10 protein-coding genes are annotated in these 13,971 nt (G+C 60.3%); all 10 read left to right on the forward strand.

Features of this window, described 5'->3' with window-relative positions; translation table 11 throughout:
• Positions 1–507 precede the first annotated feature (507 nt).
• The 10 genes from EXY20_RS14485 to EXY20_RS14530 all read left to right on the forward strand — a co-directional run bounded on the left by EXY20_RS14485 (position 508) and on the right by EXY20_RS14530 (position 13,947).
• Complete coding sequence (locus EXY20_RS14485; protein ID WP_135552228.1) at positions 508–1,377, forward strand: YitT family protein; 870 nt, start codon at positions 508–510, stop codon at positions 1,375–1,377.
• A 202-nt stretch (positions 1,378–1,579) separates the two neighbouring features.
• Positions 1,580–2,629 (forward strand): N-acetyl-gamma-glutamyl-phosphate reductase, encoded by a 1,050-nt coding sequence (gene argC, locus EXY20_RS14490; RefSeq protein WP_135552230.1) that lies wholly within the window; start codon positions 1,580–1,582, stop codon positions 2,627–2,629.
• A gap of 65 nt (positions 2,630–2,694) precedes the next feature.
• A complete protein-coding gene (gene argJ, locus EXY20_RS14495) occupies positions 2,695–3,918 on the forward strand; it encodes a bifunctional glutamate N-acetyltransferase/amino-acid acetyltransferase ArgJ (RefSeq protein WP_135552459.1) in 1,224 nt (407 codons plus the stop codon).
• 19 nt (positions 3,919–3,937) lie between these two features.
• Positions 3,938–4,738, forward strand: a complete 801-nt coding sequence (argB, locus tag EXY20_RS14500) for an acetylglutamate kinase (protein ID WP_135552233.1) — start codon at positions 3,938–3,940, stop codon at positions 4,736–4,738.
• 43 nt (positions 4,739–4,781) lie between these two features.
• Positions 4,782–5,978 (forward strand): acetylornithine transaminase, encoded by a 1,197-nt coding sequence (locus EXY20_RS14505; RefSeq protein ID WP_135552235.1) that lies wholly within the window; start codon positions 4,782–4,784, stop codon positions 5,976–5,978.
• Between the two features lie 46 nt (positions 5,979–6,024).
• Positions 6,025–6,975, forward strand: a complete 951-nt coding sequence (argF, locus tag EXY20_RS14510; RefSeq protein ID WP_135552237.1) for an ornithine carbamoyltransferase — start codon at positions 6,025–6,027, stop codon at positions 6,973–6,975.
• Positions 6,976–7,056: 81 nt separating this feature from the next.
• Positions 7,057–8,295, forward strand: coding sequence for an argininosuccinate synthase (locus EXY20_RS14515; RefSeq protein WP_135552240.1), 1,239 nt, complete (start codon positions 7,057–7,059; stop codon positions 8,293–8,295).
• A 461-nt stretch (positions 8,296–8,756) separates the two neighbouring features.
• Positions 8,757–10,172: an argininosuccinate lyase gene (gene argH, locus EXY20_RS14520; RefSeq protein ID WP_135552242.1), complete on the forward strand. Its 1,416-nt coding sequence runs from the start codon at positions 8,757–8,759 to the stop codon at positions 10,170–10,172.
• A gap of 176 nt (positions 10,173–10,348) precedes the next feature.
• Complete coding sequence (locus EXY20_RS14525; RefSeq protein ID WP_135552244.1) at positions 10,349–11,188, forward strand: response regulator transcription factor; 840 nt, start codon at positions 10,349–10,351, stop codon at positions 11,186–11,188.
• The gene (locus EXY20_RS14530) at positions 11,185–13,947 is read left to right on the forward strand and encodes a cache domain-containing sensor histidine kinase (protein WP_135552246.1); all 2,763 of its coding nucleotides are present in this window, start codon (positions 11,185–11,187) and stop codon (positions 13,945–13,947) included. Before EXY20_RS14525 ends, EXY20_RS14530 begins: the two co-directional genes overlap by 4 nt.
• The last annotated feature ends 24 nt before the right edge of the window (positions 13,948–13,971 follow it).

Below are 13,971 nucleotides of genomic sequence, written 5' to 3' on the forward strand. Positions count from 1 at the left end.
CAGTTAAGAAAAGCTGTATCCAAGTGGGGATGACGATGCCACTATGGCCGCGGCAAAGCTGCATACTGCTCAGGTGGGGTAGGCCAACCATAAAATAGACCATGAAAAATGGCTTATTTGCTCGATTTCTCCCGCCTCGTCGGAAATAGCCAGCGAAAAAACATTGCCTATTCGCTCGCAAGGCCCCGAATCGGACATTTTAACCGAAATAGCCAGTGAATTCACTGGTTATTTTAAAGGAGCTGCCCGTTTTGGCGAAATAGGCAATGAAACATGGCTTATTCTGCAAAACGCTTTATCAGAGCTGCGTGGAAGAGAGTGGGTATGCCGGCGGAAGGGGGAACGCCGCGTTTGGCGATGGCTCAAACAGGGGCGAGGGGGGAGCGGATGGAGCAGTTGAGCGCTTTCTGTAACGGAGAAGCATAATCAAGCCCTTCAAGCATAGCCCGGCCTCAAAACCTGCACACTAGCGGTGCAGGTTTTTTTGTACGGAAGGGAGTTGTCGGGATGCGTAGAAAGGAGCCTTTTCTAGTCGAAGGAACGCCGCTGCATATGATCGTGGAGTACGGACTGGTGCTGTTCGGCTGCCTGATCGTGGCGCTGTCGTTCAACTTGTTTCTGGTGCCGAATCAGGTGGTGTCGGGCGGGGTGTCGGGCATTTCCGTGCTCGTGCAGCACGGCACCGGGATCAAGCCGGCCTATACGCAGTGGGCGCTCAACATTCCGCTGTTCGTGCTCGGCGTATGGCTGGTCGGCAAACAATTCGGCGTCAAAACGGCGGTCGGCACGTTCGTGGTGCCGCTCTTTGTGCTGCTCACGTCGGACGTGCCGTCCTTGACGAATAACGCGATGCTTGCTGCGATTTACGGCGGCATCGGCATCGGGCTCGGCGTCGGCATTGTGCTTCGCGGCAGAGGTTCGACCGGCGGCATGGATTTGGCCGCGCAGCTCATCCATCGCTACACCGGCATCGCTTTCAGCGCGGCGATGGCCATGCTGGACACGGTGATTATTTTGACGGCGGGGGCCGTGTTTACCGCAGAGAAGGCGCTGTATGCGCTGATCGGGTTGTTCGTCACCAGCAAAACGATCGACGTCGTCCAGGTCGGTTTCGGTTCTTCGAAGGTAGCCTATATCATTTCGGCCAAGTGGGAGGAAATGACGGAGGCGGTGCTGCACGTGCTCGACCGGGGGCTGACCAGGCTCAAGGGGGCAGGCGGCTTCACCGGCAACGACTGTACGGTGCTGATGGTTGTCGTCAATGTGCGGGAGGTAGCCAAGCTGAAGGTGCTCGTCCGGACGATCGATCCGGAGGCGTTCGTGCTCATCAGCAGCGCATCGGAAGTTTTAGGAGAGGGCTTTAAACGGAACGGTTAAGGCGTGTTTGAAAGTTCCGAGGATAGCAGATTGGGCGGTGCAAGATGCACCCGAGCGGGTTTTCAAACACGCCCGAAAAGAGTACAATAGTGCATGGCGCTTGTCCAAAGCGGACCAAGACGACCAATGAAAATCGTATTGAATTATTATACCGTCAAATGTATAATAATACATAGTTTATTCGTGCGGGAGGAAATCGGTGATGGGTAAGCAACAACGTGCCGCGATTGTCGGCTCAACGGGATACGGCGGGGTGGAGTTGATTCGGCTGCTGCTGCGTCATCCGCTGGTAGCGATTACGTCGGTCGTGTCGTCCTCGACACCGGGAGTGCCGATCGCGGAAGGGTATCCGCATTTATCCGAAATTATGGTCGACCGCCTCGATGCGGTTGACGTTGCGTTATTGCAGGAGAAGGCCGACGTCGTTTTTCTGGCGACGCCGCATGGCGTCAGCACGACGCTGTCGCCAAAGCTGCTGGAGGCCGGGCTGAGGGTGATCGACATTTCCGGCGATTTGCGGCTGAAGTCGGGCGAAGTGTACGAGCAATGGTACAAGCATAAGCCGGCGGACGACGCGATCCTGCAGCGGGCGGTATACGGCCTGGCCGAAGTGTTCGGCGAGGAATGCCGCGGCGTGGAGCTGATCGCCAATCCGGGCTGCTTCCCGACGGCGACGCTGCTTGGGCTCATCCCGGCCGTCAAGGCAGGCTGGATCGACCCGAAAACGATTATCGCCGACGCGAAAACCGGCGTATCCGGGGCAGGTCGCGGGGTGTCGCTCGGGGTGCATTTTTCCGAGGTGAACGAGAATTTTTATGCATACAAAGTGAATAAACATCAGCATACGCCGGAAATCGAGATGGTGTTGTCGCGAATAGCCGGCTACGAGGTGCCGGTGACGTTTACGGCGCATCTCGTGCCGATGACGCGCGGGATTCTGTGCACGGCGTATGCGTCGATTGTCGGAGAACATACAGAGGACGAATTCCTGCAGCTGTACCGGCAGTATTACGAAGGCCGCCCGTTCGTGCGCGTGCGGGAGAAAGGCCAGGTTCCGGCGACGAAGCAGGTATGGGGCTCGAACTATTGCGACATTGGCTTGTCGGTCGACAAACGGACGAATCGGGTGACGATCCTGTCCGCGATCGACAATTTGATGAAAGGCGCGGCCGGTCAGGCGGTGCAAAACCTCAACCTGATGATGGGTTGGGACGAAACGACGGGGCTGGAATTTACGCCGGTTTATCCTTAACGGTCAAAGGGCATTGTGCGGGGAGCATAGCTGGGAACATGGGAGAGGGAACGGTGAATCATTCGATGGGCGAGCAGCAATTTACAGTAGTGGCGGACGGCGGCGTTACGACGCCGAAAGGGTTCCGCGCAGGCGGCCTGCACTGCGGGCTGAAAAAAACGACGCGCCATGATTTGGGCGCAATCGTATGCGACGTGCCGGCGACGGCAGCGGCGGTATACACGCTGAACGCGTTTCAGGCGGCGCCGCTCGGCGTCACGAAGGAAAGCATCGCGCGCGAAGGCAAGCTGCAGGCGATGGTCGTCAACAGCGGCAACGCCAACGCATGCACCGGCAAGCAGGGTGAAGCCGACGCCCGAGAGATGCGCGCGGCGGCGGCGCAAGCGTTTGGCGTGGCGGAGCACCTCGTCGGCGTGACCAGCACCGGCGTGATCGGCGAACCGCTGCCGATGGAGAAGGTGCGACGAGGCATCGCCGGGTTGCCGGAGCAGGTGAAGGCGGACGGCAGCGTCGACTTTTGCCAGGCGATTCTGACGACCGACCTCGTGCAGAAGATGATTTGCGTTAAAGTGAACGTCGGCGGCCAAACGATTCATATCGCCGGCGCTGCCAAAGGCTCGGGCATGATTCACCCGAACATGGCGACGATGCTCGGCTTTCTGACGACGGACGCGGACATCGACAGCATCGACCTGCAGAAGCTGATGAACAAGGCGACCGACGAGTCGTTCAATATGATTACGGTCGACGGCGACACAAGCACGAACGATATGGTCGTCGTGATGGCCAGCGGGCTGGGCGGCGGCGGCAAGCTGCATCCGGGGCATTCGGACTGGGATTCGTTTGCGGCGGGCTTCGGCCATGTGGCCGAGTATCTCGCCAAGGCGATCGCCCGGGACGGCGAAGGCGCCACGAAGCTGATCGAAGTGAATGTGATCGGTGCCGCATCGGACGAAGCGGCCCGCGCGATAGCGAAGACGGTTATCGGCTCGAGCCTGGTGAAATCGGCCTGCTTCGGCGCCGACGCCAACTGGGGCCGCATCATCGCCGCCGTCGGACGCTCCGGCCAGCCGGTCAACACGGAGACGGTCGACATCCGGCTCGGCGACATTACGGTGCTGGAGCAATCGCGGCCGATCCGCTTCGACGAGGAGAAGGCGGCGGAGTATTTGAAAGGCGAGTTTGTGCTCATCCATGTCAACCTGAACATGGGCGCGGGCAAGGCGACGGCCTGGGGCTGCGACCTGACGTACGAATACGTGCGCATCAACGCGGCGTACCGGACGTAGAAGGAAGGGAACCATCGACATGAGCGGGAAACGGACATTTGTGATGAAATGCGGCGGCAGCACGTTGGCCGCGTTGCCGGCATCTTTTTATACGGATATGAAGAAGCTGCAGGAGGAAGGCATTGTCACCGTCATCGTGCACGGCGGCGGGCCGGCGATTTCCGAGACGCTGACGAAGCTCGGCATCGAAACCGAGTTTGTGAACGGGCTGCGCAAGACGAACGAAGCGGTGCTGGACGTCGTCGAGATGGTGCTTTCCGGGCAGATCAACAAGGAAATCGTGCGCAAAATCCAGCTGTCGGGCGCCAAAGCGATGGGGTTGTCGGGCGTCGACGGGCATTTGATCGAAGCGCGGCCGGTCGCAAACGCGGCGGAAGTCGGCCTTGTCGGCGACGTGACGAAGGTGAACGCGGCGCTGATCGAAGGCATCGTGGCGATGGGCTACATCCCGGTCATCGCGCCGGTCGGTCTCGGCAAAGGCGGCGGGCAGCGCTACAACATCAACGCCGACACGGCGGCGGGAGCGGTGGCGTCGCAGCTTGGCGTCGACCGGATGATCGTTGTCACCGACGTGCCGGGCATCATGCGCGTGGTGGACGGCGAGAAGCGGGTGCTGCCGAGCGTAACGGTGCGCGACATCGACGAGATGATCGCCAGCGGGGAAATTTACGGCGGCATGATTCCGAAGGTGAAAGCGGCGGTGCAATGCATCCAGGGCGATGTGCGCGAAGTTGTCATCGTCGACGGTTCGGTGCCGGAGGTGCTCAGCCGTGCGGTCAAGGAAGGCGGAATCGGCACGCGGATCGTGAAGGAAGGGTAACCGGGCAATCGGGCATTCGAGTAAATATAAGGGAGTGAAAGACATGGGAGATCAGGGGAAAAGCGCGTTGTTTCCGAATTACGGCCGGTACCCGCTGGCGCTGGTCAAAGGGGAAGGCAGCCGGCTGTGGGACGATGAGGGGAATGAATACCTCGACTTTATGAGCGGCCTGGCGGTGACCAACCTCGGCCACGCGCCGCAGTCGGTAAAGGAGAAGCTGAACGAACAGCTCGATCAACTGTGGCATGTCAGCAATTTGTTCCACATCCCGAACCAGGAGAAGCTGGCCGGGCTGCTGACGGCGAACAGCTGCGCGGACCGCGTCTTTTTCTGCAACAGCGGGGCGGAGGCGAACGAAGCGGCGATCAAGCTGGCGCGCCGGTACAACCAGAAGGTGCTCGGCAACGGCCGCTACGAAATCATCACGTTCCACCAGTCGTTCCACGGCCGTACGCTGGCCACGCTGACGGCGACGGGCCAGGGCAAAGTGCAGGAAGGCTTCGCGCCGCTGCCGCAAGGCTTCGTCTACGCGCCGTTCAACGACGCGGATGCGGTGGCAAGCCTGATCAACGCCAACACCTGCGCCATTATGCTGGAAACGGTGCAAGCCGAAGGCGGCGTCATTACGGCAACGCCGACATTCATCAAGGCGATCGCGGAGCTGTGCGAACAACACGATCTGCTGCTCATCGTCGACGAAATCCAGACCGGCATGGGCCGCACCGGCAAGCTGTTCTCCTATGAGCATTACGGCATCGAGCCGGACATTTTCACTGTGGCCAAAGGCATTGCCAGCGGCTTCCCGATGGGCGCCATGCTCGCCAAAGAGAAGCTGGCCGAAGCGTTCTCCGCGGGATCGCACGGCTCGACGTTCGGCGGCACGCCGATTGCGACGGCGGCGGGCATCGCCACGATCGAAACGATGCTGGCCGAAGGGCTGCCGGCACGCGTGGCGGAGCTGGGCGACTATTTGCAGGCGAAGCTGAAGGAAGCGCTGGCGGGGAACTCGTTCGTGGAGGATATCCGCGGCAAAGGCCTGCTTATCGGTATCGGCTGCACCCAGCCGGTAGCGGCGGCGGTGGCGGCGATCCATGCGCAGCGCCTGCTGGTCGTTACCGCGGGACCGCAGGTCATCCGCCTGCTGCCGAACTTCTATGTCACCCGCGAGGAAATCGACCGGGCGGTGGCGATCATCGCCTCGGCGCTGGCGCCGTACGGAGCGGAAACGGTCAAAGCGTAGAAAACGGAGCGTCGAACTGCCGAAGTACCGAAGGGAGAGGGAGCGAATGGGCAACGAAACGCAAATGGAGCTCGACTTGCGCGGCCGCGACTTTCTGGCGATGGCCGACTATGCGCCGGAAGAAATTCGATATTTGATCGACCAAGCGATCGAACTGAAGCGCAAACAGAAGGCGGGCGAAGTTTATCAGCCGCTTAAGGGCAAGACGCTTGGCATGATATTTGAAAAGTCGTCGACGCGTACGCGGGTATCGTTCGAAGTGGGCATCTATCAGTTGGGCGGGCAAGGCTTGTTCCTGAGCAAAAACGACATCCAGATGGGACGCGGCGAAACGATCTGGGATACGGCGCAAGTCATGTCGCGTTATCTGGATGGAATCATGATCCGCACTTTCGCGCACCGCAACGTGATCGAGCTTGCGCGCGGCGCAACGGTGCCGGTTATCAACGGACTGTCCGATCAGTCGCACCCTTGTCAGGCGCTAGCCGATTACCAGACGATTCTGGAGAAGAAAGGCAAACTGGCGGGACTGAAGATCGCCTACATCGGCGACGGCAACAATGTGGCGCATTCGCTGATGATGGGCGCGGCCAAGCTCGGGCTTCACATCGCGGTTGCAACGCCGGAAGGCTACGAGCCGAACCCCGTCGAAACGAAGATGGCGCGCGACAATGCGGCCAAATACGGCGGCCAGGTGACCATATGCCGCGATCCGCGCGAGGCGGCGGAAGACGCCGACGTCGTGTACACGGACGTATGGGCGAGCATGGGCCAGGAAGCGGAGCAACGCGAGCGGGAAGTCGCCTTCAAGGGATATCAGGTGAACGAGGCGCTGATGAAACACGCGAAGCCGGACTACGTATTCATGCACTGCCTGCCGGCGCACCGCGGCGAAGAAGTGAGCGAAGGCGTCATGGACGGCGAGCATTCGATCGTGTTCGATCAGGCGGAGAACCGGCTGCACGCGCAGAAAGCGATCATGGCGGCAACGATGTAACGATGGCCGTGTCAGGCTTCCCGTGCCGGATCTCGGCGGGTAGACTTTTCGGAAATAGAAAGGTGAAGGGTGAAGGGACTCATGGCAAAAGATAAAATCGTGCTCGCCTATTCGGGCGGCCTGGATACGTCCGTAATTCTGAAATGGATCAAAGAAACGTACGATGCGGAAATCATTACGTTCACGGCGGACATCGGCCAGGGCGACGAGTTAGACGGCCTGGAAGCCAAAGCGCTTGCCACCGGCGCGTCGAAGGTATACATCGATGACCTGCGCGAGGAGTTCGCGCGCGACTTCATTTACCCGATGTTCCAGTCGGGCGCGCTGTACGAAGGCCAGTACCTGCTCGGCACGAGCATCGCGCGTCCGCTGATTGCCAAGCGCATGGTCGACATCGCCCGGGCGGAAGGCGCAACGGCGATCGCCCACGGCGCCACCGGCAAAGGCAACGACCAGGTGCGCTTCGAGCTGACGGCGGCTGCGCTTGCTCCCGAGCTCGGCGTCATCGCGCCGTGGCGGCTCGACGAGTTCCGCGAGCAATTCCCGGGCCGCGCGGAAATGATCGCTTACGCCGAGAAGCACGGCATCAAGGTAACGGCGTCGGCGGCCAAGCCGTATTCGACGGATCGCAACCTGCTGCACATCAGCTTCGAAAGCGGCATTCTCGAGGATCCGTGGTTCGACGCCAGCGCGACCTCCAACGAAGAAATGTACGTGCTCAGCGTGTCGCCGGAGAAAGCGCCGGATCAAGCGGAATACATCGAGCTCGAGTTTGAAAAAGGCGAATGCGTTGCAGTGAACGGCAACCGCCTGACGCCGCTCGAAGTGATGGAGACGCTGAACGCGATCGGCGGCAAACACGGCATCGGCCGCGTCGACATGGTCGAGAACCGTTTCGTCGGCATGAAGAGCCGCGGCGTGTACGAAACGCCGGGCGGCACGATCCTGTTCGTCGCGCACCGCAAGATGGAGTCGCTGACGATGGACCGCGACGTGATGCATTTGCGCGATTCGCTGATCGCCAAGTACAGCTCGCTCGTGTACAACGGCTTCTGGTTCGCGCCGGAACGGCTGGCGCTGCAGGCGCTCGTGAGCGAAAGCCAGCGCAACGTAAGCGGCACCGTCCGGCTGAAGCTGTACAAAGGAAACGTGATCGGCGCCGGCGTGAAAAGCCCGGTCAGCCTGTACAACCCGGACATCGCAACGATGGAAGCCGATCCGACGAAGGCGTACAACCAGAACGACGCGACCGGCTTCATCCGCCTGAACGCGCTGCGGCTCAAGGTCGCTTCCGGCGTGGAGCAGAACGCGAAGAAATAGGCAAGCGACCGTCGCCCGTGCGATAGCGGGAACACGAATTAACGGGAGAAGCTCCCGTTAATTTCGTGCTGTTTGGGGTAAAGGTGAGCGGTTGGACGGCGCACGGGTGCGCTCGCTGCTGCGTCGGGCGCGTCGGGCGCGGCTTGGGTAGGCGCGGGCGGTCGGAACATGGCGAGTTTTGAAATAAGCCATTTTTTATGGACTATTTCGTGAAAAATAGACTACTGTCGCCAAATAGCCAGTGATATCACTGGTTATTTGACAGAAAAGTGGCCATTTTGTGCGGTTTGGGCGGAATAGGCCATGTTTTCGCTGGCTATTTTCGGCGAAGTGGGCGAAAATGTAGAGATAAGCCATTTTTTATGGGCTATTTTTGAGGAAGCCATGGTGTCGTGCACTTATCAGGCCTGACGTCTGGCAACGGTGAAGGCAAGGGTTGCATTTGGAAGGGAGTTGTAGCGGTGTCGAAGCTTTGGGGTGGACGATTCACGAAAAAAACCGATCAACTGGTGGAGGAGTATACGGCTTCCATCATGTTCGATAAAGAGTTGGCCGAGGAAGACGTGCAAGGCAGCCTGGCGCATGTAACGATGCTGGGCAAGTGCGGCATCCTGCCGGAAGACGACGTGGAGAAAATCAAGGACGGCCTGCACAAAGTGCTGCAGATGATTCGCCGCGGCGCGCTGGAGTTTACGATCGGCGACGAAGACATTCACATGAACATCGAAAAGGCGCTGATGGACGAGGTCGGCCCGGTCGGCGGCAAGCTGCACACGGGGCGCAGCCGCAACGACCAGGTGGCGACGGACATGCACCTGTACCTGCGCAAGCGCGCGGTGGAAGTCGTGGCGCTGCTGGCCAAGCTGCAGGAAGCGCTGCTGACGCAGGCGAAAGCCCATCCGGACACGATCATCCCGGGTTATACGCACCTGCAGCGGGCGCAGCCGATTCTGTTCGCGCATCATCTGATGGCGTACGTGTCGATGTTCCAGCGCGACATCGAGCGCATGCAGGACAGCTACAAGCGCATCGACGTGCTGCCGCTCGGCGCCGGCGCGCTGGCGGGAACGACGTTTGCGATCGACCGCCATTTTGTGGCGCAGGAGCTTGGCTTCACGCGCGTCTACGAAAATAGCCTCGACGCGGTAAGCGACCGCGACTTCATCGTCGAGTTTCTGTCGAACGCGTCGCTGACGATGATGCACCTCTCGCGTCTGTGCGAAGAGTTCGTGCTCTGGTCGAGCACGGAGTTCGCTTTCGTCGAGCTCGACGACGCGTTCTGCACGGGCAGCAGCATCATGCCGCAAAAGAAAAATCCCGACGTCGCCGAGCTGGTGCGCGGCAAGACGGGGCGCGTCTACGGCAACCTGTTTGGCCTGCTGACGGTGCTCAAGGCACTGCCGCTGGCGTACAACAAAGACATGCAGGAAGACAAGGAAGGCATGTTCGACACCGTGAGGACGCTGCAGGGCGCGCTTCAGCTGTTCGCGCCGATGGTCGCGACGATGAAGGTGAACAAGGAGCGCATGCGCCAGGCGGTCAACCAGGACTTCTCGAACGCGACGGACATCGCCGATTTCCTCGTCGGCAAAGGAATGCCGTTCCGTCAGGCGCACGAAGTGATCGGCAAAATCGTGCTGTACTGCATCCAGAACAAGAAGTATTTGCTCGACTTGACGATCGAGGAGTTTGGCGGCTTCTCGAAGCTGTTCGATCCGCGCATCTACGAGGTGCTGCAGCCGGAGCACGTGGTCAATGCACGCAACGTATACGGCGGCACGGCGGCGAATCAGGTCGCGGAAGCGATCGGCCGGGCGGACAAGCAGCTGGCGGAAACGACGGCCTGGATCGACCAATACGCGGCGAAAAACAAATAACGCCCGACTCTTCGCGCTTATCGAACCAAGCCCCTTGCGCGGCGAACGGTTGCAGAACTGCACCGTACGCCACGCAAGGGGCTTTTTGCCGTGCGCGAGAAATGGCATCCGGCGGCCGGGCCGTGTGATAGAATAGAGCTGAACACGGCAACGCAACGAACGATGGAGGGGTCGCCATGTACAAGGTGTTGATTGTCGACGACGAGCAAAACATACGCGACCGGCTGGCAGGCAAAATGCCGTGGGGCGAAATCGGCTTCGAGGTGGCGGGCAGCGCGGAGAGCGGGGAAGAAGCATGGCAGCAGGTGCGCCGGACGCAGCCGCATGTCGTGCTGACGGATATCCGCATGCCGGGCATGACCGGGCTTGAGCTGATCGACAAGGTGAGCCGGCAATTCCCGGCGGTCAAGACGGCGGTGATGAGCGCTTACGACGATTTTGCTTATGCGAAGGATGCCATTCGCTACGGTGTAAAAGGCTACTTGCTGAAACCGATCATCCGCGAAGAGGTGATGGAGCTATTCGCGCGTATGGCCAAGGAGTTGGCGGCGGAAGCGGCGACACGGCGCGAGGAGACGACGGACATGCCGCAGCCCGCGGTCAAGCAGGCGGAGCCGAGCCCGTACATCGCCGAAGCGGCGCGGTATATCGTTGAACGCTACAAGGAGCGCATTCTGCTCGAGGATGTGGCGAAGCATCTGCACATCAACCCGAATTATTTCAGCACGCTGTTCAAGCGGGAAACCGGCTACAACTTTATCGATTACGTCAATGAAATCCGCATTCGCCGCTCCATGGACCTGCTGCTGGCCACGGGCAAAAGAGTAAGCGACGTTGCAACGCAAGTGGGGTTCTCTAATTTTTCCTATTTTAATAAAATATTCAAACGATTGACCGGCGTCACGCCGCAAGCGTATCAGGAATCGCAAGGAAAAGCGGCCCTGAAGGCGATCGGAGGCACTCCGACCTCCATCGAACGATTCGAGGCCGCCGGCGCCGAGGAGGAAACGCCGTGAACCGGGCGAGGCGCACGGTCAAATTCACCCGGTTCCTGATGTTGTTTTCGCTGACGGCCGTTCTGCTGCTGTTATGCATCGTCGGCGCGGTGCTGTACGGCAAAACCAAGTCGTTCATCGACGGCAAAAAGGACGACATCGTCACGATGCAGATCGGACAAGCCGTAACCGACGTTAAACGGCAGTTCGAGGACGTGCGGCAGGCGATCGACGGGCTGCGCAACAACGAATCGTTCCTGGACACGGTGAAGCAGCTGAGCGGCAAACAAACCGACTCTTACCGGGAAGTGGTGCTGTCGCAAACGCTGGAGTCGTCGCTGTTCAATATCAAGATCGACAACGATTTTATCGACAGCGTTGTCGTGCTTGCCGGCGCCGAGCAATACAGCTCGCGCCAGTCTTACCTCGAAGGCATGGAAGCTTACGCGTCGCAGCTGTTCCGGGAGGCGGAGCCGATCCGTTTCGTGCCTCCGGGGCAAACGTACCGGATGCTCGGCATCGAACGCGCATGGCTGACGGAATCGCCGCAGCGGCTATCGCTGGATCGGATGAATGAAACCGCCTATATCGCCTCCCGGCTGGAAGCGGACGGGCTGGCCGGCGTCATTCTTGTGTTTCTCGATCCGGCCAATCTGCGCAAGCTGATTCCGTACGCCGAATCGCTCGCCGTGCTGACCGAAGGCAGAGATGTGATGTATCGCGGGTCCGGCGTGCCTTCCGGGCTGCTGGCGGACATCAAGCCGCAAACCGCCGAAGGCGACGCGGTCCTGCATGCGCAGGGTCGGCGCTACCATGTGCGCGATATCGGCTTCTTTGGCGTCCGCATCGTGTTCGCCGAAGCCGGCAGCGGCTTTCACGAGCGCCAGCTGGCGCTGATCGGCCTGTACGCCGCCGCCATCCTGCTCGGCTGCGCGCTGCTGTCGCTGCTGCTGACGCGGCTGCTCGGCGGGAGCATGCTGCTGCCGCTGCACCGGCTGATTCGCTGGATCGGCCGCTACGACCAGCTCGACGACCGGATGCAGCCGGAAGGCGGCGCAGCGGGGCGGGACAGCCGGATGACGATGCGGGACCGGCTGTTTGTTTATTTTATTTTGACCATCATGCTGCCGATTGTTCTGTTCGTCGTGTTGTTCTACGTGCAGTCGTCCCGCGTCGTGTCGCGAGAATTGAAGGAAACGTACGCCGCCGCCTTCGACAAAGTCGTCCATCGCATCGAATTGTTTGTCGGGCAGCGGGAAACGATGCTGGCCCGGTTCGCGTTCGACTCGTGGACCGCGGATTTCGTCCAGCAGGCCGACGAGAAGAAGCGGCAGGAGCTGGATCAGCTCGTGCTGACGCAGAAGCCGTCGATGTTGACTCAGGACATGCTGTCCGTATACGATGCCGACAACCGGCTCGTGTATGCCAACCGCAGCAAGCTGAACACGCGGCTGCCTCAGGATTACATCGACGAGATGCGGCTGACGCGCAAAAACATTTATTATCATCCGCAACAAGGCAACGGTTCGCCTTCGGTCAGCCTTGGCATGGCGATCGTTCCGCTCAGCCGGTTCTCCGATCCGACCGGGTATTTGACGTTGGATGTGGAAGAGGTGTATTTCTCCAGCCTGTACGGCGAGCTGAAGGCAAACGGCAATACGGCGTTCATCGTCGACGACAAGGGCCGGATCCTGTCGCACGCCGATCCGGAAGCGTTCGGCCGGACCGAAACGCTTCCGGCGCCGCTCGACTCGCTGAACGGGTATTTCGACCGGAAAGCGTCGGCATTGTATTTTGCCGCTCCGATCGGTTCGCTGCCGTGGCACCTCGTCTCCATTTACGACTATTCGGCCATCCGCAAGCAATCGCAGGAACTGATCTACAACGACGTGTATTTGCTGATTATCGTGTTCCTGCTCGTGCTGCTGCTCTCTTACGCGATGGCGCAATATTTGATCCGCCCGCTCGCGTCGATGCAGTTCCGCCACATGGACATCCAGCTCGGCGATTTCCAGCGCTTCTTCAGCAAGGATACGTACCGGATCGACGAAGTCGATCAACTGCAGCATTCTTTCAACCGCATGCTGGAGCGGATCGAGCAGCTGGTGGGCGTCACGGTGGCCGCCGACCGGCGGCAAATGATGCTGCAGATCGAAGCGCTGCAGGCGCAGATCAACCCGCATTTTCTCCACAACACGCTGGAAAATATCGTTTACCTGATCGAGGACGACGAACGCGACAGCGCGGTGACGATGATCGGCCTGCTGGGCCGCCTGTTCCGCTACGCGATGGGCAAGGACCGGCCGCTCACCACGCTCGGCGAGGAGCTGGCGTATGCGCAGTCGTACGTCAAGCTGATGAACCTGCGCTTCAAGAACCGGATCGACTTCACCGTCGAGGCGGACGAAGCGTGGCAAGCCTGCGCCACCGTCAAAATGATCGTGCAGCCGATCGTCGAAAACGCGATCCAGCACGGCATGCCGCATGGGAAAGGAAGCGTGCGCATCGCCGCCGTCTGCCGCCGGGAAGGCGATTCGCTGCTCCTGTCGGTCGCCGACAACGGGCCGGGCATCCCGCCGGAGCGGCTCGCGGTGCTGCGCGAACGGCTGCGCGACGGGGGCCGGGATAACGTCGGCCTGTACAATGTGCACAGCCGCCTGCGGCTTCAGTTCGGCGAAGCGTGCGGGCTTGCGATCGACAGCGGCCCCGGGGCGGGTACGGTCGTTACGCTGCGGCTGCCGCTGCTGCTGCCGGAGAACGATCGCGAGCAACATGTGTAGATCGTGTTAACGAGTGTTGATGAT

The sequence above is a fragment of the Paenibacillus cymbidii genome, assembly GCF_004764705.1.
Lineage (GTDB): Bacteria > Bacillota > Bacilli > Paenibacillales > NBRC-103111 > Paenibacillus_AN > Paenibacillus_AN cymbidii.

Coding starts and splice junctions, on each gene's coding strand:
- EXY20_RS14485 (WP_135552228.1), top strand. CDS start 508: ATGCGTAGAAAGGAGCCTTTTCTAGTCGAAGGAACGCCGCTGCATATG.
- argC (WP_135552230.1), top strand. CDS start 1,580: ATGGGTAAGCAACAACGTGCCGCGATTGTCGGCTCAACGGGATACGGC.
- argJ (WP_135552459.1), top strand. CDS start 2,695: ATGGGCGAGCAGCAATTTACAGTAGTGGCGGACGGCGGCGTTACGACG.
- argB (WP_135552233.1), top strand. CDS start 3,938: ATGAGCGGGAAACGGACATTTGTGATGAAATGCGGCGGCAGCACGTTG.
- EXY20_RS14505 (WP_135552235.1), top strand. CDS start 4,782: ATGGGAGATCAGGGGAAAAGCGCGTTGTTTCCGAATTACGGCCGGTAC.
- argF (WP_135552237.1), top strand. CDS start 6,025: ATGGGCAACGAAACGCAAATGGAGCTCGACTTGCGCGGCCGCGACTTT.
- EXY20_RS14515 (WP_135552240.1), top strand. CDS start 7,057: ATGGCAAAAGATAAAATCGTGCTCGCCTATTCGGGCGGCCTGGATACG.
- EXY20_RS14525 (WP_135552244.1), top strand. CDS start 10,349: ATGTACAAGGTGTTGATTGTCGACGACGAGCAAAACATACGCGACCGG.